Raw genomic sequence first — 17,660 nt, 5'->3', positions numbered from 1 at the left:
CATTCACCGTCGTCCCCGCGCAGGCGGGGACCCAGAATCGCGAAGTGGATCGCCCTACGCCGCCGACACCGCCCGCTCAACCACCCGCGGCGTCAGCCCTAACGCGGGGTCGCGGCGAAAAGTCAGGGTGCCGTCCTCCAACGGCGCGTAGCGCAGGTTGAATAGGTCGAGAATGTAGTTCTGCTTCAACTGCCACGGCGCGCCCGGCCCTTGCTTGGGCAATACATCTGCCGCGCGCAACACGTACCCCGCCGAGATATCCAGCAACGGCCGTTTCTCCACCGAGTTCCCCACCTGACGGGCCACGCACATCTTGTAGCCGTTCTCGTCCATGTAATTCAGCACCCGGCACACATAGGCCGAGGCCAGGTCCGAACGCAGGGTCCACGAGGCATTGGTGTAGCCCACGCACAACGCGAAGTTGGGCACGTTGCTGAGCATCATGCCCTTGTAGGCCAGGGTATCGCCGATATCCACGTGCACGCCGTCCACTTCCAGGTGCATGCCGCCGCAGGCCTGCAACTTGAGGCCGGTGGCGGTGACGATGATATCGGCGGCCAACTCCTCGCCCGACTTCAGGCGAATGCCGGTTTCGGTCAAGGTGTCGATCTGCTCGGTCACCATTTCGGCCTTGCCGCTTTTCAGCGCCTGGAACAGGTCGCCATTGGGCACCGCGCACAGGCGTTGGTCCCACGGCTGGTACTTGGGATTGAAATGGGTATCCACGGCATAGCCCGCCGGCAGCGCGCGTTTTACTCCGAAGCGCAGCAGCTTGCGCGCCATGCCCGGCGCGTGGCGGCAGAACTGGAAAAAGCCGAGGGTCAGCAGCACGTTTTTCCAGCGCACGATGCTGTGGGCACGCTGCTCGGGCAGCACCTTGCGCAGCACATCGGCAATCACATCCTTGGCCGGCAACGAGGCGATATAGCTCGGCGAGCGCTGCAGCATGGTGATCTTGCGGGCCTTCTCGGCCATCGCTGGCACCAGGGTGACCGCCGTGGCGCCGCTGCCGATCACCACCACATTCTTGTCGGTGTAATCGAGGTTCTCCGGCCATTTCTGCGGGTGAATCATCTGCCCTTTGAACTGCTCGCTGCCCGGGAATTCCGGGCTGTAGCCGCCGGCATAGTCGTAGTAGCCGCTGCACACGTACAGGAAGTTGGCGCGGTAGGTGGTCAGCGCACCACTTTCGGGGTGCTGCACCTCCACGGTCCACAAGGCGTCATGGCTCGACCAGGCCGCCGACTTCACCATCTGCTTGAAGCGGATGTGCTGGTCGATGCCAGCATCCGTGGCGGTGTCTTTGATGTAACGCAGAATCGAGTCGCCGTCGGCAATGGCCTTGGCCTCTTGCCACGGGCGGAAGGGGTAACCGAGGGTGAACATATCGGAGTCGGAACGCAGCCCCGGATAGCGGAACAGGTCCCAGGTGCCGCCGATGTCGCCACGGCCTTCAAGAATGGCGTAGCGCTTGGTCGGGCAAAGGGTTTGCAGTCGGTAAGCAGCGCCGATACCGGACAGACCGGCGCCAATAATCAATACATCGAACTGTTCGGTAGCCATAGCGCACTCCGTTTTGCCTGCTCGCTCACTCGGTGGCGGCATGGCTTTCTTGTTCTAAACCCCGTTGGCAACGCACACCGCCAGGGCCCGATAGTGTTCAGCTTCACTTTTTACGTGTTCAGGGAAGAGCATAGCCAGACTAAAGCGGTCGGCTACAACGAAAGTATGGAAAAAGGCGGAAATGGCGTATCGGAGTTTAGAAAAAAACCACTGTCGTCCCAGCGCAGGCTGGGATCCAGAATCGTGCAAGGGACGGAATCTGTCGTACGACACGCAAGTCTGGGTCCCAGCCTGCGCTGGGACGACGGTGTGAGGGCTTACGCCAGCTCAGCCACAACAGCCGCCAACGCCTGCGCCGGACTCGCCGCCTGACTGATCGGCCGCCCAATCACCAGATAATCCGAGCCCGCATCCAACGCCTGACGCGGCGTCAAAATGCGGCGCTGGTCATCTTGCGCACTGCCCGCCGGGCGAATGCCAGGGGTGACCAATTGCAGATTCGGATGCGCCGCCTTCAGCGCCTGGGCTTCCTGCGCCGAGCACACCAGGCCGTCCATACCGGCTTGCGAAGCCAAGCCCGCCAAGCGCAACACCTGCTCCTGCGGCTCGATATCCAGACCAATCCCGGCCAGGTCTTCACGCTCCATGCTGGTCAGCACGGTCACGCCAATCAGCAGCGGTTTGGGGCCATTGAATTTATCCAGCACATCGCGGCAGGCCGCCATCATGCGCAGGCCGCCGGAGCAGTGCACGTTCACCATCCACACGCCCATTTCCGCTGCGGCTTTAACCGCCATGGCAGTGGTGTTGGGGATGTCGTGGAATTTGAGGTCGAGGAATACTTCAAAACCCTTGTCACGCAGGGTGGTGACGATGTCCGACGCGCAGCTGGTGAACAACTCCTTGCCCACTTTCACCCGGCACAGCTTCGGGTCGAGCTGGTCGGCCAGCTGCAACGCGGCTTCGCGGGTGGGGTAATCCAGGGCGACGATGATAGGAGTCTGGCAGGCGGACATGGGCAATGGGTCTCGGTGGTCAGAAGTCGGTGGTCGAAAGCGGCGCGCATTGTAGCGCAAGCCACCTTGGCTGCGGCAGGCCCGGCGATCAGCAGGTTTCGGGCACCGGCGCGAAACGGCATACTTGCCCCGCTCCCACCGAACTAGCGGCCCCGTATGCGTATTCACGTCAGTTTTATCGACCGCGTTGGTATCACCCAGGAAGTGCTCGCCCTTCTCGGCGGGCGAAATCTCAACCTGGACGCCGTGGAGATGATCCCGCCCAACGTCTATATCGACGCCCCTACCTTGAGCCCCCAGGTGCTCGAGGAACTGCGCGACGCGTTGCTGCAAATAAAGGGCGTGCAGAGCATGCATGTGGTCGACATCCTGCCGGGCCAGCGCCGCCGCCTGCAGCTCGACGCCTTGCTCGCCGCGATGACCGATCCGGTGCTGGCGGTGGACGACTCCGGCCACGTGCTGCTGGCCAATCCCGCGCTCACCGCCCTGTGCGGCCACGACGCCGCCGGCGAACCGCTCACCGCCCTGTTCGATGACGAAGGCCTGCAACAAGCGCTGATCGAACACGGCTTTCGGCTGCCCATGCGCGAGGTATCGCTCAAGGGCCAAGCGCTGCTGCTTGATGCCATGCCGATCACCGACGACACCGCGCACTTGGCCGGTGGCCTGCTGACCCTGTACCTGCCCAACCGCATCGGCGAGCGCTTGTCCGCGCTGCACCACGACCATGCCGAAGGCTTCGACTCGCTACTCGGCGACTCGCAGCCGGTGCGCAACCTGAAAGCCCGCGCCCAACGCATTGCCACCCTGGACGCACCGCTGCTGATTCGTGGCGAAACCGGCACCGGCAAAGAACTGGTCGCCCGCGCCTGCCACGCCCTGAGCCCGCGTAGCAACGCGCCGTTCCTGGCCCTCAACTGCGCCGCACTGCCGGAAAACCTCGCCGAGAGCGAACTGTTCGGCTACGCCCCCGGCGCCTTTACCGGCGCGCAACGGGGCGGCAAACCGGGGCTGCTGGAATTGGCCCACCTGGGCACCGTGTTTCTCGATGAAATCGGCGAAATGTCGCCCTACCTGCAAGCCAAGCTGCTGCGCTTTCTTAGCGACGGCAGCTTTCGCCGCGTGGGTGGCGACCGCGAAATGAAAGTGGACGTGCGCATTCTCAGCGCCACCCACCGCGATCTGGAAAAAATGGTGAGCCAGGGCAGCTTTCGTGAAGACCTGTTCTACCGCCTGAACGTGCTGACGTTAGAAGTGCCGCCGCTACGTGAGCGCGGCCACGACATTCTGGTTTGGCCCGGCACTTTATGCAGCAAGCCTGTGCGCAGATTCAGCGGCCCATCTGCCGCCTTACGCCCGGCACCTATCCCGCGCTGCTCAGCAACCCATGGCCGGGCAATGTGCGGCAACTGCAGAACGTAATCTTCCGCGCCGCCGCCGTGTGCGACAGCCCGTTGGTGGACGTGGGGGATCTGGATATCGCCAGCACCGCCATGGCGCCGCAAAACGAAGGGGATGTGCGCAGTCTGGAGGAAGCGGTGGATGGGTTTGAGAAGGGGTTGTTGGAGAAGCTGTACGGAAGTTATCCGTCGAGTCGGCAATTGGCGGCGCGGTTAATGACGTCGCATACGGCGATTGCCAAGCGGTTGAAGAAGTACGGAATTTCCAAGTAGCACGCCTAATCCAAAATTCTGGATTCCCGCCTTCGCGGGAATGACGGCGGGTTGGGTTAAGTCCACCGTCGTCCCCGCGAAGGCGGGGACCCAGAATCTCGGAGGGGACACCAAGCGAAGAGTGCGCGCCCCTTACTTAATCACCCCACACGCAAATCTAGCCCCGCCACCACCGAGTGGCGCCGGATGATCCGAGTGATTATCCCCACCCGCATGCACCATCAACGCATGCCCGCTCAACTCCGACAGCTTCTTCAACCGCGGCGCCAACACCGGCTGAGCGGCCTTGCCATCGGCGGTCACCAACAACGCCGGCAAATCCCCTAAGTGGTTGCCGTCTTCCCACGGAAAGCCGTGCTTGCCGGTCTTTTCCGGGTCCCAATGGCCACCCGCCGCACCAGCCGGCGTCACTTTGCCGTCAATGGTCGCCACATCGCAGCTACCGTTCATATGCACGTGAAAGCCGTGAATGCCAGGCTGCAAACCACTGAGCATCGGGGTAAACACCAAGCCGTATTTCGACTCAGTGACCACCACATTCCCCACCGGCTTACCGGCACCGTTCTCCGTGGCCTGGTTCAATTGCACCGTGAGCGATTCAGCGGCCTGGGCGGCCGTGGCAGCGCCGAGCAGCACGGCGGCGGCGAGCAAATGACGAGAAATCTTTTGCATAACGAGCATCCTTTTCCATGGGCAGGTGGGTAAAGGACTGTAGTAGACCGCTCGGGTTCCCGGCGCAAATGTAACCGTATCGAATTCAATACACCGTAACGTTATCGCTCCAAAAGACACTAAACCCACGTTGCCAGCCGCTCTAGCGCAATAAAAATCTCGACCGGCGCGTCACTGTATCGTTTTCATTCCAGATCACTTCTCGCGGAAATCCCTTACACCGCGCAAAGCCGCGGATTACCTACCTCCGTCGAACCTGGCACCGCCCTTGCTAACAGCCTTGGGCATTACTCCGGCAACGCCCGCCAGCAGAGCGGGCCGCCCTCGACTAGGAAGCGACATGAGCGAATTGCGATTCACCAGCGAACATGAATGGCTGCGTCTGGACAGTGATGGCCTGGTTACCGTCGGCATTACCCCCTACGCTCAAGAAGCCCTTGGTGATGTGGTGTTCGTGCAATTGCCCGAGCTCGGCGCCCATGCCGCCGGCGCTGAAGTGGCCGTGCTGGAGTCGGTGAAAGCCGCCAGCACCATCGCCATGCCGGTAGACGGCGAGGTGGTGGAAGTGAACGCCGCCCTGGAAAACGCACCGGAAACCGTTAACGAAGATTCCCTCGGTGCAGGCTGGTTCTTCCGTATGCAATTGGCCGACAACAGCGTGCTCGCCACCCTGCTCGACCAAGCCGCCTACGACCGCCTGCTCAAAGCCAACGACGACGCCTGAGGCCCCGACGATGACCATTTCCCTCGACACCCGTAACGAATTTATCGCCCGTCATATCGGTCCGCGTGAGCGCGATATCGTCGCCATGCTCCAGCAGTTGGGTTACGACTCCCTGGAAGCCATGAGCGCCAGCGTGATCCCCGACAGCATCAAGGGCACCAGCGTGCTCAACCTGCCGAAGGCCTGAGCGAAACGGCGGCCCTGGCCGAAATCAAAGCCATCGCCGACAAGAACAAACAGTTCAAAACCTATATCGGCCAGGGCTACTACGGCACCCTGACCCCGGCGCCTATCCTGCGCAACCTGCTGGAAAACCCGGCCTGGTACACCGCTTACACCCCCTACCAGCCAGAAATTTCCCAAGGCCGTCTGGAAGCTCTGCTCAACTTCCAGACCATGATCTGCGACCTGACCGGCCTGCAAATCGCCAACGCCTCGTTGCTCGACGAAGCCACCGCCGCTGCCGAAGCCATGACCTTCTGCAAACGCCTGGCAAAAACAAAGCCAGCCAGACCTTCTTCGCCTCCAAGCACTGCCACCCGCAACCCTCGACGTGCTGCGCACCCGTGCCGAGCCGCTGGGCATTGACGTGGAAGTGGGCGACGAAAGTGCCATCGAAGACTTCTCCGCCTATTTCGGCGCGCTGCTGCAATACCCAGCCAGCAATGGCGACATTTTTGACTACCGCGCCCTGGTCGAGCAGTTCCACGCCGCCGGCGCCCTGGTGGCCGTGGCCGCCGACCTGCTGGCCTTGACCCTGCTCACCCCGCCCGGCGAATTCAACGCCGACGTGGCCCTGGGCAGCGCGCAACGCTTTGGTGTGCCGCTGGGCTTTGGCGGCCCGCACGCCGCTTACTTCGCCACCCGCGATGCATTCAAACGCGATATGCCGGGCCGCTTGGTCGGCGTGTCCATCGACCGTCACGGCAAGCCGGCCTACCGCCTGGCCATGCAAACCCGCGAGCAACATATCCGCCGCGAGAAGGCCACCAGCAACATCTGCACCGCGCAGGTTCTGCTGGCCAATATCGCCGGCATGTACGCCGTGTACCACGGCCCGCAAGGCCTGACCCAGATCGCCAAGCGGGTGCATGTGCTCACCGTTATCGCCGCGCAAGGTCTGGCCCAGCTGGGTCTGCCGGTTGAACAAGCCAGCTTCTTCGACACCGTCACCCTGAACACCGGCGCGCGCACCGCCGAGCTGCACGCCAAAGCGTGGGCTGCCGAAATCAACCTGCGCCAGATCGGCGCTGGTCAACTGGGCCTGTCCATCGACGAAACCACCACTCAAGCTGATATCGAAGCGCTGTGGGCGTTGTTCGTTGCCGACGGTCAGACCGTTCCAGACTTCACCGCCCTGACCGCCAAGGCCGGGCTGCAACTGCCCGAAGCCCTGCTGCGCACCAGCACCTTCCTGCAGCACCCGTCGTTCAACCGCTATCACTCGGAAACCGAGCTGATGCGCTACCTGCGTCGCCTCGCCGACAAAGACCTGGCCCTGGACCGCACCATGATCCCGCTGGGCTCGTGCACCATGAAGCTCAACGCCGCCAGCGAAATGCAGCCCATCACCTGGAGCGCCTTCGGCGGCCTGCACCCGTTCGTGCCGGCAGACCAAGCCCAAGGCTACCAACAGCTCACCGACGAACTCGAAGCCATGCTCTGCGCGGCCACCGGTTACGACGCCGTGTCGCTGCAGCCCAACGCCGGTTCGCAAGGTGAATACGCCGGCCTCCTGGCCATTCGCGCCTACCACGCCAGCCGTGGCGAAGGTGAACGCGACATCTGCCTGATCCCCTCCTCCGCCCACGGCACCAACCCCGCTACCGCCAACATGGCCGGCATGCGCGTGGTGGTTACCGCGTGCGATACGCGCGGCAACGTAGACGTCGAAGACCTGCGCGCCAAGGCCCTGGAACACAAAGACCGCCTGGCCGCGCTGATGATCACCTACCCGTCCACCCACGGCGTGTTCGAAGAAGAAATCCGCGATATCTGCGCGATCATTCACGACAACGGCGGCCAGGTGTACATCGACGGCGCCAACATGAACGCCATGGTCGGCCTGTGCGCCCCGGGCAAATTCGGCGGCGACGTCTCGCACCTGAACCTGCACAAAACCTTCTGCATCCCCCACGGCGGTGGCGGCCCGGGCGTTGGCCCGATTGGCGTTAAATCGCACCTCGCGCCGTTCCTGCCCGGCCACGGCCATATGGCCCGTAAAGAAGGCGCCGTGAGCGCCGCGCCGTTCGGCAGCGCGAGCATTCTGCCGATCTCGTGGATGTACATGAAAATGATGGGCGGCGAAGGCCTGAAACGCGCCTCGCAGCTGGCCATTCTCAGCGCCAACTACATTGCCAACCGCCTCGAAGAGCACTTCCCCGTGCTGTACGCCGGTAGCAATGGCCTGGTGGCGCACGAATGCATTCTGGATGTGCGCCCGCTGAAAGAAACCAGCGGCATCAGCGTGGACGACGTGGCCAAGCGCCTGATCGACTACGGCTTCCACGCGCCGACCATGTCGTTCCCGGTGGCCAACACCCTGATGATCGAGCCGACCGAAAGCGAATCCAAGGAAGAGCTGGACCGCTTCTGCGACGCCATGATCAGCATCCGTAACGAAATCCGCGCCATTGAACGCGGCGAGTCGGACGCCCAGGACAACCCCCTGAAAAACGCCCCGCACACCGCCCAGGAACTGCTCGGCGAATGGCCGCACGTATACACCCGCGAGCAAGCCGCCTACCCGTTGGCCAGTCTGGTCGAGGCCAAGTACTGGCCGCCGGTGGCACGTATCGACAACGTGTACGGCGACCGCAACCTGGTGTGCTCCTGCCCGTCTATCAGCGAATACGCTGACGCCTGAGTCTGCTGAAAAAGCATCGAGGCTGAAGCCTCTCCCACACGTTTGCATGTCCTTGTGGGAGAGGCTTAAGCCTCGATAAGCCCGCCGTCTAATCCGAGGTCTTTATGGCACTTAGCGTGTTCGACCTGTTCAAGATCGGTATTGGCCCCTCCAGTTCCCACACGGTCGGGCCCATGCGCGCGGCCGCCCGTTTCGTTGAAGGGCTGCGCCGCGACGATTTGCTTAGCCCCACCCACAGCGTAAAAGTCGAGCTCTACGGCTCGCTCGGCGCCACCGGCAAAGGCCACGGCAGCGACAAAGCCGTACTACTCGGCCTCGAAGGCGAGCACCCCGACACCGTAGACACCGCCACCGTCGACGCCCGCCTGGCCGCCATCCGCAAAAGCGGTTTACTTAACTTGCTCGGTGAAAAGTCCATCGTATTCGTGGAAAAACAGCACCTGGCGATGATCCGCAAGCCGCTGCCGCAACACCCCAACGGCATGATCTTCCGCGCCTTCGATGAAGCGGGCCTGCAACTGCGCAGCCGCGAGTACTACTCGGTGGGCGGCGGGTTTGTGGTGGACGAAGACGCCGCCGGCGCCGATCGCATCGTAGAAGACGCCACCGTGCAGCCCTACCCGTTCCACAGCGGCGACGAGCTGATGGCCCACTGCGTCGAGCACGGCCTTTCCATCAGCCAACTGATGCTCGCCAACGAAAGCGTGTGGCGCCCGGAAGCCGAAACCCGCGCCGGCCTGCTGCGTATCTGGCAAGTAATGCAAGACTGCGTCGAAGCCGGTTGCCGCAACGAAGGCATCATGCCCGGCGGCTTGAAAGTGAAGCGCCGCGCCGCCGCGCTGCACCGGCAACTGTGCAAAAACCCGGAAGCGGCGCTGCGTGATGCGTTGTCGGTGCTCGACTGGGTCAACCTCTACGCCCTGGCCGTGAACGAAGAAAACGCCAGCGGCGGCCGCGTGGTCACCGCACCCACTAACGGCGCGGCGGGTATTGTGCCGGCGGTGCTGCACTACTACGTGCGGTTTATCCCCGGCGCCAACGACGACGGCGTGGTGCGCTTTTTACTGACCGCCGCCGCCATCGGCATCCTCTACAAAGAAAACGCCTCCATCTCCGGCGCCGAAGTCGGCTGCCAAGGCGAAGTGGGCGTGGCCTGTTCGATGGCCGCCGGGGCGCTGTGTGAAGTGTTGGGCGGCACCGTGCAGCAAGTGGAAAACGCCGCTGAAATCGGTATGGAACATAACCTCGGGCTCACCTGCGACCCCATTGGCGGGTTGGTGCAGGTGCCGTGCATTGAACGCAATGCCATGGGCTCGGTGAAAGCCATCAATGCCGTGCGCATGGCGCTGCGCGGGGATGGGCAGCATTTTGTGTCGTTGGACAAAGTGATCCGCACCATGCGCCAGACCGGGGCGGATATGAACAACAAGTACAAAGAGACGGCGCGCGGTGGGTTGGCCGTCAACATTATCGAATGTTGACCGAGTCGCCTGCTGCCCTCTCCCCCAGCCCCTCTCCCGCTAGCGGGCGAGGGGAGCAGATTAACGATGCCCCATCTAACTTCGATCAGTCCCCTCTCCCGCGTGCGGGAGAGGGCTAGGGTGAGGGGCCCTTCCCCGCCAGAACACCATTTTCAAGGAGCACACCATGACCACAGAAAACCTGGCCAAAACCCCACTCCACGCCCTGCACCTGGAACTCGGCGCGCGCATGGTGCCGTTCGCCGGCTACGACATGCCCGTGCAATACCCCCTCGGCGTGCTCAAAGAACACCAACACACCCGTGACCAGGCCGGTCTTTTTGATGTGTCGCACATGGGCCAGATTCTGCTCAAAGGCGCCAACGCAGCCGCCGCCCTGGAAACCCTGGTGCCGGTCGACATCATCGACCTGCCCGTCGGCATGCAGCGCTATGCCATGTTCACCGACGAAAACGGCGGCATCCTCGACGACTTGATGGTCGCCAACCTCGGCAACGACACCCTCTTTTTAGTGGTCAACGCCGCCTGCAAAAACGAAGACCTGGCCCACCTGCAACAGCACTTGAGCGGCCAGTGCGAAGTCGTCGCCCAATTCGACCGCGCCCTGCTCGCCCTGCAAGGCCCGGCCGCCGTCACCGTGCTCGCCCGCCTGGCGCCGGAAGTCGCGAAGATGACCTTTATGAACTTCCAGCCCGTGACGTTGCTGGGTGTGGACTGCTTCGTCAGCCGCTCCGGCTACACCGGTGAAGACGGCTACGAGATTTCCATTCCAGCGGACGCCGCCGAAAAAATCGCCCGCGCCCTGCTGGCCGAACCGGAAGTACACGCCATCGGCCTAGGCGCCCGCGACTCGCTGCGCCTGGAAGCCGGCCTGTGCCTGTACGGCCACGACATGAGCACCGCCACCACGCCGATTGAAGCCGGCTTGCTGTGGGCCATCTCCAAAGCCCGTCGTGCCGATGGCGCGCGTGCCGGTGGTTTCCCCGGCGCCGCCCGCGTATTCGCCCAACAACAGGAAGGCGTAGCGAGCAAACGCGTCGGCCTGCTGCCGCAAGAGCGCACGCCGGTGCGTGAAGGCTGCGAGATTGTGGATGCCGATGGCATCGTGATTGGCAGCATCTGCAGCGGCGGCTTCGGCCCGACCCTCGGCGCGCCGCTGGCGATGGGCTATGTGAACGCCGGGCATAACGCGTTGGAAAACACCGTATGGGCCTTGGTGCGCGGCAAGCGTGTGCCGATGAAAGTGGCTAAAACCCCGTTCGTACCGCAGCGGTACTACCGCGGGTGATTCAGAGGTCGCGCACGGCTAGATTCTGGATTCCCGCCTGCGCGGGAATGACGGTGGAGGATGCAAAAACCTCCGTCGTCCCAGCGCAGGCTGGGGCCCAGAATTTCGAGCCGTGCGCGATACGCAAAAAAGTCCTCATCGCGCTCTAGCCGTTGCCATAGCACAGACTTTCAATCCCCCACCGCCCCCAACCCGGATACTCCAGCTTTCGCCATTGGAGCTCCCCCATGCGGGCCACCCTGTTGTTTTGCGCGCCCTTGCTGGCGACCACTTGGGTTACGGCCGCACACGCCGACGCCCCGCCGCTGTTAAGCGATGCCACGTTCAACGTGCTCAGCCGCAATTTCTTTCTGAACAACGACACCCGCACCGGCCATAGCGGCGACAGCTATAACCGCGAATGGGCGCAGGGGTTTATTGGCCGTTTCGAGTCGGGCTACACGCCCGGCGTGCTCGGCGTGGGCGTGGACGCCCACGGCTTTGTCGGCCTGCGCCTGGACTCGGGCGGCGGCCGTGCCGGCACCGGTTTGCTGCCCGTGGGTGATTCCGGCAAGGCAGCGGGCGAGTATTCCAGCGCCGGCGGCGCCCTCAAGCTGCAACTCGGCGACGCCCGCCTCAAGCTCGGCGAAATGGAAGTGGAAACCCCGGTATTCGACACCGCCGACAAACGCCTGCAACCCGAATACGCCACCGGCGCCCTGCTGCAAGGCAAGGCCGGCAGCGAACTGAGTTGGACGGCCGGCCATTTCAACGCTTTCAAAAATCAGGATGAAAGCTCGTCTGGCAGCGACTTCGACGGCTACGGCGCCTCCACCCGCCACGAAAGCATCAGCCTGCTCGGCCTGCAAAGCGACACCGCCGCCGCACTCAGTGGTGCCGTGTACATGGGCGAACTCAGCGACACCTGGCGCCAGTACTACGCCAATCTGCACCTCAACCAACCCCTGAGTGCCGGCACCCGCCTGGCCTGGGACGCCAACCTGTACCGCACCCTGGGCACCGGCGCGCAAAAGGCCGGCGCCATCAACACCACGGCCGCCAGCCTGCTGGCCAAGCTGAGCGTCGACGAGCAGGCATTCAGCCTCGGTTATCAGAAAATCAGTGGCGACACGCCGTTCGACTTTGTCGGCGGCGACTCCATTTACCTGGCCAACTCCATCAAATACGCCGACTTCAACGGCGCCAACGAGCAGTCATGGCAAGTGCGCTACGACCTCGACCTCAGTCAGCTGTTCACGCCGGGCCTGACCTTTATGACCCGCTACGTACGCGGCAGCGATATCGACGGCACCCACGCGCCCAAAGGCGGCGCCTATAACCCCTACGACGACGCACTGGGCAGCTACGTACCGAACCAGGGCGACGGCGGCAAACATTGGGAACGGGATATCGAAGGTAAATACCGCGTGCAATCTGGCGCCGCAAAAGACCTGGCCCTGAGCCTGTCGCTGGTGACCCATCGCGGCAACGACGCCCAGGCCGGGCGCGATATCGACCGTTTGTACGTGGTGGTGGAATACCCGCTGGATGTGCTCAGCGGGCGGTAACGCCTACTCGATATCCAGTCGCAGGCCGGTATTGGCACCGGCCGCCATTTCATTGCGAATCGACGCGATGATTTCCCGTGGCAGCACCAACTTCTGCTGCCCCGGCGCCGGCCTTGCGCCGCGCATCGGCACAGCCTCAAGGCCCATGCAGGCCACTAACGTGCTGGTCACCGAGTTGCTGTTACGGCCCAGGCCGAGAAAGGGATAGGCCTGGGCCAGGTCGTTGATGGCCTCTGTGCCGCGCACTGCCGCTTGCCAACGTCTTTCCACCTGCACCCGGCAACCGCTGTACAGCACAGCTTTGGGTTGCTGGTGGCGGTACAGGTAGGCGCCAGTGAATTGGTAAGCCTTGAGCCGGTCGGACGGCAAATACCCAATCGGCTTGATCGCGCCCTTTTTGCTGGTGGCAAGCCCGTCCAACTCGGCGATCACCGTGCCGGCTTCGTCCACCAACACCAGCAGGTTATGGCCGCACACCTGTAGCAGCGGAAACTGCGACATCAGGATGTGGCACTGTTTTTTGTCGTTATCACTCATGATGGCCTTACCTTGGAAAGCGGCCCACGACCGTAACCACCGCCCATTGTTTTCTCCGCCAGATCCGTCTGAAGTAATGAATGGCGTTAACCCACAGCTCCGCAGGAAACACACACCCTACGCCGAAAACGAACAGCACCCGCATCGCATCGCGCGGTCTGACCCACAAACCGCTCCCGCACAGGTCACCCATGCAAGCCCACTCCTACCTGCTACGCCACCCCTCCGCCGGCCTGCTGTTCATACAACTTCTCGGCGTGCTGCTCTACCCCTGGATGGAAGACACCCCCATGGGCCGCGCCCTGTTCGGCGCCTTTGGGTTGGTGGTACTGGGCCTGGCCCTGCACGTGGTAAAGCGCAGCTCAGCGCAAACCTGGGTTGCCGTGGTGCTGGCTGCGATGGTGCTCGGCCTGTCGGTGCTCGACCAACTGATGCCCACCGTCAGCCTGGAAGCGCTGATCTCGCTGCTCGAGGCGCTGTTCTACCTGTACGCCGCCGTCAGCCTGATCATCTATATGAACGCCGACCACCGCGCCACCACCGACGAACTCTTCGCCGCCGGCGCCACCTTCACCCTACTGGCATGGGCCTTCGCCCACCTCTACACCTTCTGCCAACTGCTGCTGCCAGGCAGCTTTGGCGCGCTGATAGATCCCCAGGCGGCGCGCAGCTGGATGGAGTTGCTGTTTTTGAGCTTTACCACCCTGTCCGGTGTGGGCCTGGGCGACATCATTCCGCTCACGCCTATGGCGCGGTCGCTGGTGATGATTGAGGAGTTTGTCGGCGTGATGTACTTGGCGCTGGTGGTGTCGCGCTTGATAGCCCTGACGGTGATCAAGCGCTGAGGGCTTACTGCTCTTGATGAAAAACCACTTCGTGGGAATCGAGATTTTCGATCTGCGAGTTGATGCGCACAAAGGTCGCCTGCCCCTCGAATGCCTTGGCGTTACGCCAGCTCACCAGGTAGCGCTGGCCAGCCTTGAACTCGACATTGTCGGCCTTGAAGCCACAGCGCTCGCCGCCCGGCCCCATGGCGTTTTTCGACAGCCAGCACCATTGCAGCGAATGCTTACCCGCCGGCACCTTCAACGCCTGAAAACCGCGTATCGGCGCGCTCGTAGTGGCGCCGGCCAGCAGGCGGCCGTCCAGGTGGGTGGCGAGTAACAGACGGTGCACGGACAGGCCGGCTTCCCGCTCGGCGGCGGTGCTGAAATAAATCACCGACGTGGCGGAGGCGTTCTGCGCTAAATCGGTAGGCTGCACAGCGACCATATCCGTCTGGTAACCGTTGTAATTGAAGCTGCTGCAGGCGGTCAGGGTCAGAAACCCAAAGGCGGTAAAAAGACGGAGCATGGGCAAGGCCTTGGCAGGTGCGTAAAGGCCGGCATTATCGGTGAAGTGCGGGGTTAAATACATCAGCACGCGTGGCGGGTGAACGAGCGGCGGCTGGCTCTGAAAAATGTGGCCTGTCCCTTATTCGAAAAAACTGTCGACTCCCCTTCGACACTGGAACTGGAACAGGCACGGCGCAAGCACCGCACCATGGATCAATAAAAACGTTCTTCAGCCGTATGCTTCATCAACTTTCGCAGATTCCAGAAGGAAAACAGCACACAGAGAAACATCAAGCCTAAACAGGTGATGAAGATATAAAACCCAATAGTGCTCCGCTCAAACACCTCCTCAATTGCGTCGGCGCTGTCGAACCAGCGAGAGTACACAATCGACACCGGCTGTCCTGGGGAATACACCGTCTTGTGGTTGAAAGTGTCCTGCGCGTAGCCGCTCTCAATCTCGCGGCCATCGGCCGTGACAAACCGATAGTGAACCAAGCTGTATTCCCTGAAGTTCGGATCCGGCTCCACCTGCTCTATCACACCTTGCGCCGTGTCCGTGGCCATCACCACCTTGAGATGCGGAATGCCCTCACCTTTGGACAACAGCATCATTAGCGCCAAGGGGATCAGCAACAGAAGGGATACAAAGGAATTGGTGTAGAGGTGATCTTTGCTAGCTTCACGAGGGGAGTACATGGGGGCTCCTGAAATTTTCAGATTAAAAATAGAAATCGCAAAAAATGGAAACGAGAAAACCAACGTTATTGTTCATGTGCTTTGTTAAAAATATAACCTACGATTTTGGTTGATCAGAGGAGCATCCCAGCGCTTTTGCCTGAAGGGGACAGATTTATTGTTCAACTCTAAGTTCATAAATCGGGGACAGACAACGTTTTCTAGAACATTTTGCTACTTTTCCTATCCTTATATTTCAATATCAAAAAACGTGGTCTGCCCCTTATTCTCCTCTACTCCTCACAATAAATCTTTCCCCTCTCTCCTCTAATGTATTTTCACCTTCAACTCCGAACCAAAACAAACTCCAAAAATATTTCGCAATCTGAAATCGAGTCAATAAAATTCCTAGCCGCCTTTCTTGACAATTCAGGAAACGCTTCACCGGCAACCATCGCCAAAGTAGAGAAATCCGCAATACAATCTAATTCAGGAATTCTCTTATCTCCTAGGATTTTAAAGCCTTCAATCCCTAGCACAGCTGCATCGTGAGAATCACAGTAACTCAGCAACTCATGACTATCGCTCAAGCTAAATAACGGCGTCTCGCCCCAAACCTTGGTAGGTTTAGGACCAAAATCTAAAAAAACTCTTTCATTTTTTCTACTCCCACCGTGCAACCCAATTTTTATCATTTTTATCTGATACTTGTACGATTGCTCCAGTCCGGTCATTTCGGACTATGTACCCACCATCTTTGGCTATCTTCATATTCATAACCGAAAAAATGGTCCACCCCCTCTTTTAAATTTAATGACCTCATTCAACCCAAGCCGCAAGCAACGATAAATTCGAGTATCGGCATATCAAGAAAACTACCCTCTTCTGAAGATAGGACATATTGCAACCTGACAATGTCTTTTTCGAAATCCAGAGCCACGTCAAAACAATTAAACTCAAACTCACGCACCGACACACTCTCTGATCGAATACGTTCTTCAAGGGCGTCTTTCAAAATAGCTCTAACATTGTCGTCTAATTCCTGACAAACAAATAACTCCATCAACTTCTTACCACTATTCATAACCACTCCTAATTAATATGGAAATGCGGTCTGAATAACACCATTCCGAATATTTATTTTGATTACTGACGTCGGAGCACCTGAGACGCTTACTCCTATCACCTTGCCCGCGTTGTACTCAACAATTTGGCCATTTGGACCATTGGGAATTACCTTTCCATATTTCATTGCGTTATCCACATAAGTAGACACGTCTTTAACGGACGTTCCTTGTGAAAATTTACTAACGTTCGAAAATCCTGAGTCAGGCCCATGACGATAGAAAACGTGCTCAATACCAGTCATCAGCCCACCTTTGTTGTAAGTGCTCGCGCTCCACGATGCATCTATTTGTCTTGGAGCTGGTAATGCCTTGATCGTGTCATCCGCACCAGCGTTAGATGCTTTGGTGCCGGCAGGTCCTCTCGCACTAAAGACAGCCCCGAGCAATGTACTTCCAAGCTGAACAAAAAACCTTTCGCTGTCGCCGCCTTTGAGCGCCGCTAACTCGGTGGCGATCTGGCTCTGGGCCTCTTGGTTACTCGACTCTGACACGAAAAGGATAAAGGCCGAAGCACCTAAATTGTCTTTTCCGGCCTCTTTTGCCAACTCAAGAAGTTGCGGTCTTTCTGCGAGTAGTTTTGCTGAAATCGCCTCACAATCAGTCGGTGAGGCTTGGCAGACTGCAGCAAGGCCTTGGTTGCGACTTTCATTTAGCTCGGCGTCGGCTTCCCTTATTTCGTTCTTACAGTCGTCGGTTTTGCACTGGGCCTGTTTGTCTAACGAGTCCTGGATCTCTTTATGAGTCAGGTAGTTATAGTTCGTCGCATCCTTCGCAATCGTCGCTCCCTGCTGCAGGTCGCCATCCACTGCAGCGGCGGCTGCAACCCCGACCAATTGCGACGACATCAAGAGCAAGTTCTGGTCGTTCTGTACCAGTTGATCAAGCTGTCTACATGGTCGCTGGCGGCAATGGCCAGGTCGCCCAGGCTGTAAACGTCACCGAGGCGATTGGTGACGCTGTCGACCTTCAGCACCATGTTCTGGCCGCTGAAAATCAGGCCGCCCTGGTTAACCAGCTCGGGCATTTCCAACCGCACAGAACCTGCGCCGCCTAGGGTGCCGTGGTTGGTCAGGCTGGCGGATTTAACCGACACATCAGAAGCGCTAGTCAGACTCCGGACAACGTCTACCGAGCCGCTCGCTTCGATACGAACG

18 protein-coding genes and 2 pseudogenes are annotated in these 17,660 nt (G+C 60.4%); 9 read left to right on the top strand and 11 right to left on the bottom strand.

Going from position 1 to position 17,660, the window contains the following annotated elements:
- Positions 1-54: 54 nt before the first annotated feature.
- Both AC0V2S_RS22180 and pyrF read right to left on the bottom strand, forming a co-directional pair.
- Complete coding sequence (locus AC0V2S_RS22180; protein ID WP_475511596.1) at positions 55-1,563, bottom strand: flavin-containing monooxygenase; 1,509 nt, start codon at positions 1,561-1,563, stop codon at positions 55-57.
- A 317-nt stretch (positions 1,564-1,880) separates the two neighbouring features.
- Positions 1,881-2,579, bottom strand: a complete 699-nt coding sequence (gene pyrF / locus AC0V2S_RS22175) for an orotidine-5'-phosphate decarboxylase (protein WP_475511595.1) — start codon at positions 2,577-2,579, stop codon at positions 1,881-1,883.
- A 156-nt stretch (positions 2,580-2,735) separates the two neighbouring features.
- Here pyrF and AC0V2S_RS22170 point away from each other — a divergent pair.
- Positions 2,736-4,252: pseudogene (locus AC0V2S_RS22170) on the top strand (sigma-54-dependent transcriptional regulator).
- Positions 4,253-4,384: 132 nt separating this feature from the next.
- On the opposite strand, the gene sodC reads toward AC0V2S_RS22170, so the two are convergent.
- Positions 4,385-4,924: a superoxide dismutase [Cu-Zn] SodC gene (gene sodC, locus AC0V2S_RS22165; protein ID WP_475511594.1), complete on the bottom strand. Its 540-nt coding sequence runs from the start codon at positions 4,922-4,924 to the stop codon at positions 4,385-4,387.
- A 340-nt stretch (positions 4,925-5,264) separates the two neighbouring features.
- On the opposite strand from sodC, the gene gcvH reads away from it, so the two are divergent.
- The 7 genes and pseudogenes from gcvH to AC0V2S_RS22130 all read left to right on the top strand — a co-directional run bounded on the left by gcvH (position 5,265) and on the right by AC0V2S_RS22130 (position 12,830).
- Positions 5,265-5,648 (top strand): glycine cleavage system protein GcvH, encoded by a 384-nt coding sequence (gcvH, locus tag AC0V2S_RS22160; RefSeq protein WP_110614862.1) that lies wholly within the window; start codon positions 5,265-5,267, stop codon positions 5,646-5,648.
- Between the two features lie 10 nt (positions 5,649-5,658).
- Positions 5,659-5,835, top strand: a complete 177-nt coding sequence (locus tag AC0V2S_RS22155) for a hypothetical protein (RefSeq protein ID WP_475511593.1) — start codon at positions 5,659-5,661, stop codon at positions 5,833-5,835.
- Positions 5,832-6,236 carry a hypothetical protein gene (locus AC0V2S_RS22150; RefSeq protein ID WP_475511632.1) on the top strand — a complete coding sequence of 135 codons (405 nt, stop codon included), beginning with the start codon at positions 5,832-5,834 and terminating at the stop codon, positions 6,234-6,236. Before AC0V2S_RS22155 ends, AC0V2S_RS22150 begins: the two co-directional genes overlap by 4 nt.
- Positions 6,175-8,514, top strand: a pseudogene (gcvP, locus tag AC0V2S_RS22145) (aminomethyl-transferring glycine dehydrogenase); the annotation flags it as partial. The gene AC0V2S_RS22150 and the pseudogene gcvP, both read left to right, overlap by 62 nt.
- Before the next feature lie 104 nt (positions 8,515-8,618).
- On the top strand, positions 8,619-9,995 hold the full coding sequence (locus AC0V2S_RS22140) for an L-serine ammonia-lyase (RefSeq protein WP_475511592.1): 1,377 nt from the start codon (positions 8,619-8,621) through the stop codon (positions 9,993-9,995).
- A gap of 166 nt (positions 9,996-10,161) precedes the next feature.
- On the top strand, positions 10,162-11,283 hold the full coding sequence (gcvT, locus tag AC0V2S_RS22135) for a glycine cleavage system aminomethyltransferase GcvT (RefSeq protein ID WP_475511591.1): 1,122 nt from the start codon (positions 10,162-10,164) through the stop codon (positions 11,281-11,283).
- Positions 11,284-11,510: 227 nt separating this feature from the next.
- On the top strand, positions 11,511-12,830 hold the full coding sequence (locus tag AC0V2S_RS22130) for an OprD family outer membrane porin (RefSeq protein ID WP_475511590.1): 1,320 nt from the start codon (positions 11,511-11,513) through the stop codon (positions 12,828-12,830).
- 3 nt (positions 12,831-12,833) lie between these two features.
- On the opposite strand, the gene AC0V2S_RS22125 is transcribed toward AC0V2S_RS22130, so the two are convergent.
- On the bottom strand, positions 12,834-13,367 hold the full coding sequence (locus AC0V2S_RS22125) for a hypothetical protein (RefSeq protein ID WP_475511589.1): 534 nt from the start codon (positions 13,365-13,367) through the stop codon (positions 12,834-12,836).
- Positions 13,368-13,558: 191 nt separating this feature from the next.
- Here AC0V2S_RS22125 and AC0V2S_RS22120 point away from each other — a divergent pair, with 191 nt between their 5' ends.
- The gene (locus AC0V2S_RS22120) at positions 13,559-14,212 is read left to right on the top strand and encodes a potassium channel family protein (RefSeq protein WP_475511588.1); all 654 of its coding nucleotides are present in this window, start codon (positions 13,559-13,561) and stop codon (positions 14,210-14,212) included.
- 4 nt (positions 14,213-14,216) lie between these two features.
- Here the strand turns inward: AC0V2S_RS22120 and AC0V2S_RS22115 are convergent, their stop codons facing one another.
- The 7 genes from AC0V2S_RS22115 to AC0V2S_RS22085 form a co-directional block, all read right to left on the bottom strand.
- Entirely contained in the window at positions 14,217-14,783 is a 567-nt protein-coding gene (locus tag AC0V2S_RS22115; protein ID WP_475511587.1) for a hypothetical protein, read from the bottom strand.
- Between the two features lie 131 nt (positions 14,784-14,914).
- Entirely contained in the window at positions 14,915-15,400 is a 486-nt protein-coding gene (locus AC0V2S_RS22110; RefSeq protein WP_475511586.1) for a hypothetical protein, read from the bottom strand.
- 323 nt (positions 15,401-15,723) lie between these two features.
- Entirely contained in the window at positions 15,724-16,074 is a 351-nt protein-coding gene (locus AC0V2S_RS22105; RefSeq protein ID WP_475511585.1) for a hypothetical protein, read from the bottom strand.
- On the bottom strand, positions 16,043-16,150 hold the full coding sequence (locus AC0V2S_RS22100; protein ID WP_475511584.1) for a colicin E5-related ribonuclease: 108 nt from the start codon (positions 16,148-16,150) through the stop codon (positions 16,043-16,045). The genes AC0V2S_RS22105 and AC0V2S_RS22100 overlap by 32 nt, the downstream gene beginning before the upstream one ends.
- A gap of 52 nt (positions 16,151-16,202) precedes the next feature.
- Positions 16,203-16,463, bottom strand: coding sequence for a hypothetical protein (locus tag AC0V2S_RS22095; RefSeq protein ID WP_475511583.1), 261 nt, complete (start codon positions 16,461-16,463; stop codon positions 16,203-16,205).
- 12 nt (positions 16,464-16,475) lie between these two features.
- The gene (locus AC0V2S_RS22090; RefSeq protein WP_475511582.1) at positions 16,476-17,351 is read right to left on the bottom strand and encodes a hypothetical protein; all 876 of its coding nucleotides are present in this window, start codon (positions 17,349-17,351) and stop codon (positions 16,476-16,478) included.
- Positions 17,351-17,599: a hypothetical protein gene (locus AC0V2S_RS22085; protein ID WP_475511631.1), complete on the bottom strand. Its 249-nt coding sequence runs from the start codon at positions 17,597-17,599 to the stop codon at positions 17,351-17,353. Before AC0V2S_RS22085 ends, AC0V2S_RS22090 begins: the two co-directional genes overlap by 1 nt.
- Positions 17,600-17,660: the final 61 nt, after the last annotated feature.

This window comes from Pseudomonas sp. CC11G, assembly GCF_056174845.1.
This window is presented reverse-complemented; position numbering and strand designations above follow the sequence as displayed.

Coding starts and splice junctions, on each gene's coding strand:
- pyrF (WP_475511595.1), bottom strand. CDS start 2,579: ATGTCCGCCTGCCAGACTCCTATCATCGTCGCCCTGGATTACCCCACC.
- AC0V2S_RS22125 (WP_475511589.1), bottom strand. CDS start 13,367: ATGAGTGATAACGACAAAAAACAGTGCCACATCCTGATGTCGCAGTTT.
- AC0V2S_RS22120 (WP_475511588.1), top strand. CDS start 13,559: ATGCAAGCCCACTCCTACCTGCTACGCCACCCCTCCGCCGGCCTGCTG.
- AC0V2S_RS22100 (WP_475511584.1), bottom strand. CDS start 16,150: ATGAAGATAGCCAAAGATGGTGGGTACATAGTCCGAAATGACCGGACT.
- AC0V2S_RS22155 (WP_475511593.1), top strand. CDS start 5,659: ATGACCATTTCCCTCGACACCCGTAACGAATTTATCGCCCGTCATATC.
- AC0V2S_RS22095 (WP_475511583.1), bottom strand. CDS start 16,463: ATGAATAGTGGTAAGAAGTTGATGGAGTTATTTGTTTGTCAGGAATTA.
- AC0V2S_RS22115 (WP_475511587.1), bottom strand. CDS start 14,783: ATGTATTTAACCCCGCACTTCACCGATAATGCCGGCCTTTACGCACCT.
- gcvT (WP_475511591.1), top strand. CDS start 10,162: ATGACCACAGAAAACCTGGCCAAAACCCCACTCCACGCCCTGCACCTG.
- AC0V2S_RS22140 (WP_475511592.1), top strand. CDS start 8,619: ATGGCACTTAGCGTGTTCGACCTGTTCAAGATCGGTATTGGCCCCTCC.
- AC0V2S_RS22090 (WP_475511582.1), bottom strand. CDS start 17,351: ATGTCGTCGCAATTGGTCGGGGTTGCAGCCGCCGCTGCAGTGGATGGC.
- AC0V2S_RS22180 (WP_475511596.1), bottom strand. CDS start 1,563: ATGGCTACCGAACAGTTCGATGTATTGATTATTGGCGCCGGTCTGTCC.
- gcvH (WP_110614862.1), top strand. CDS start 5,265: ATGAGCGAATTGCGATTCACCAGCGAACATGAATGGCTGCGTCTGGAC.
- AC0V2S_RS22110 (WP_475511586.1), bottom strand. CDS start 15,400: ATGTACTCCCCTCGTGAAGCTAGCAAAGATCACCTCTACACCAATTCC.
- AC0V2S_RS22130 (WP_475511590.1), top strand. CDS start 11,511: ATGCGGGCCACCCTGTTGTTTTGCGCGCCCTTGCTGGCGACCACTTGG.
- AC0V2S_RS22105 (WP_475511585.1), bottom strand. CDS start 16,074: ATGATAAAAATTGGGTTGCACGGTGGGAGTAGAAAAAATGAAAGAGTT.
- sodC (WP_475511594.1), bottom strand. CDS start 4,924: ATGCAAAAGATTTCTCGTCATTTGCTCGCCGCCGCCGTGCTGCTCGGC.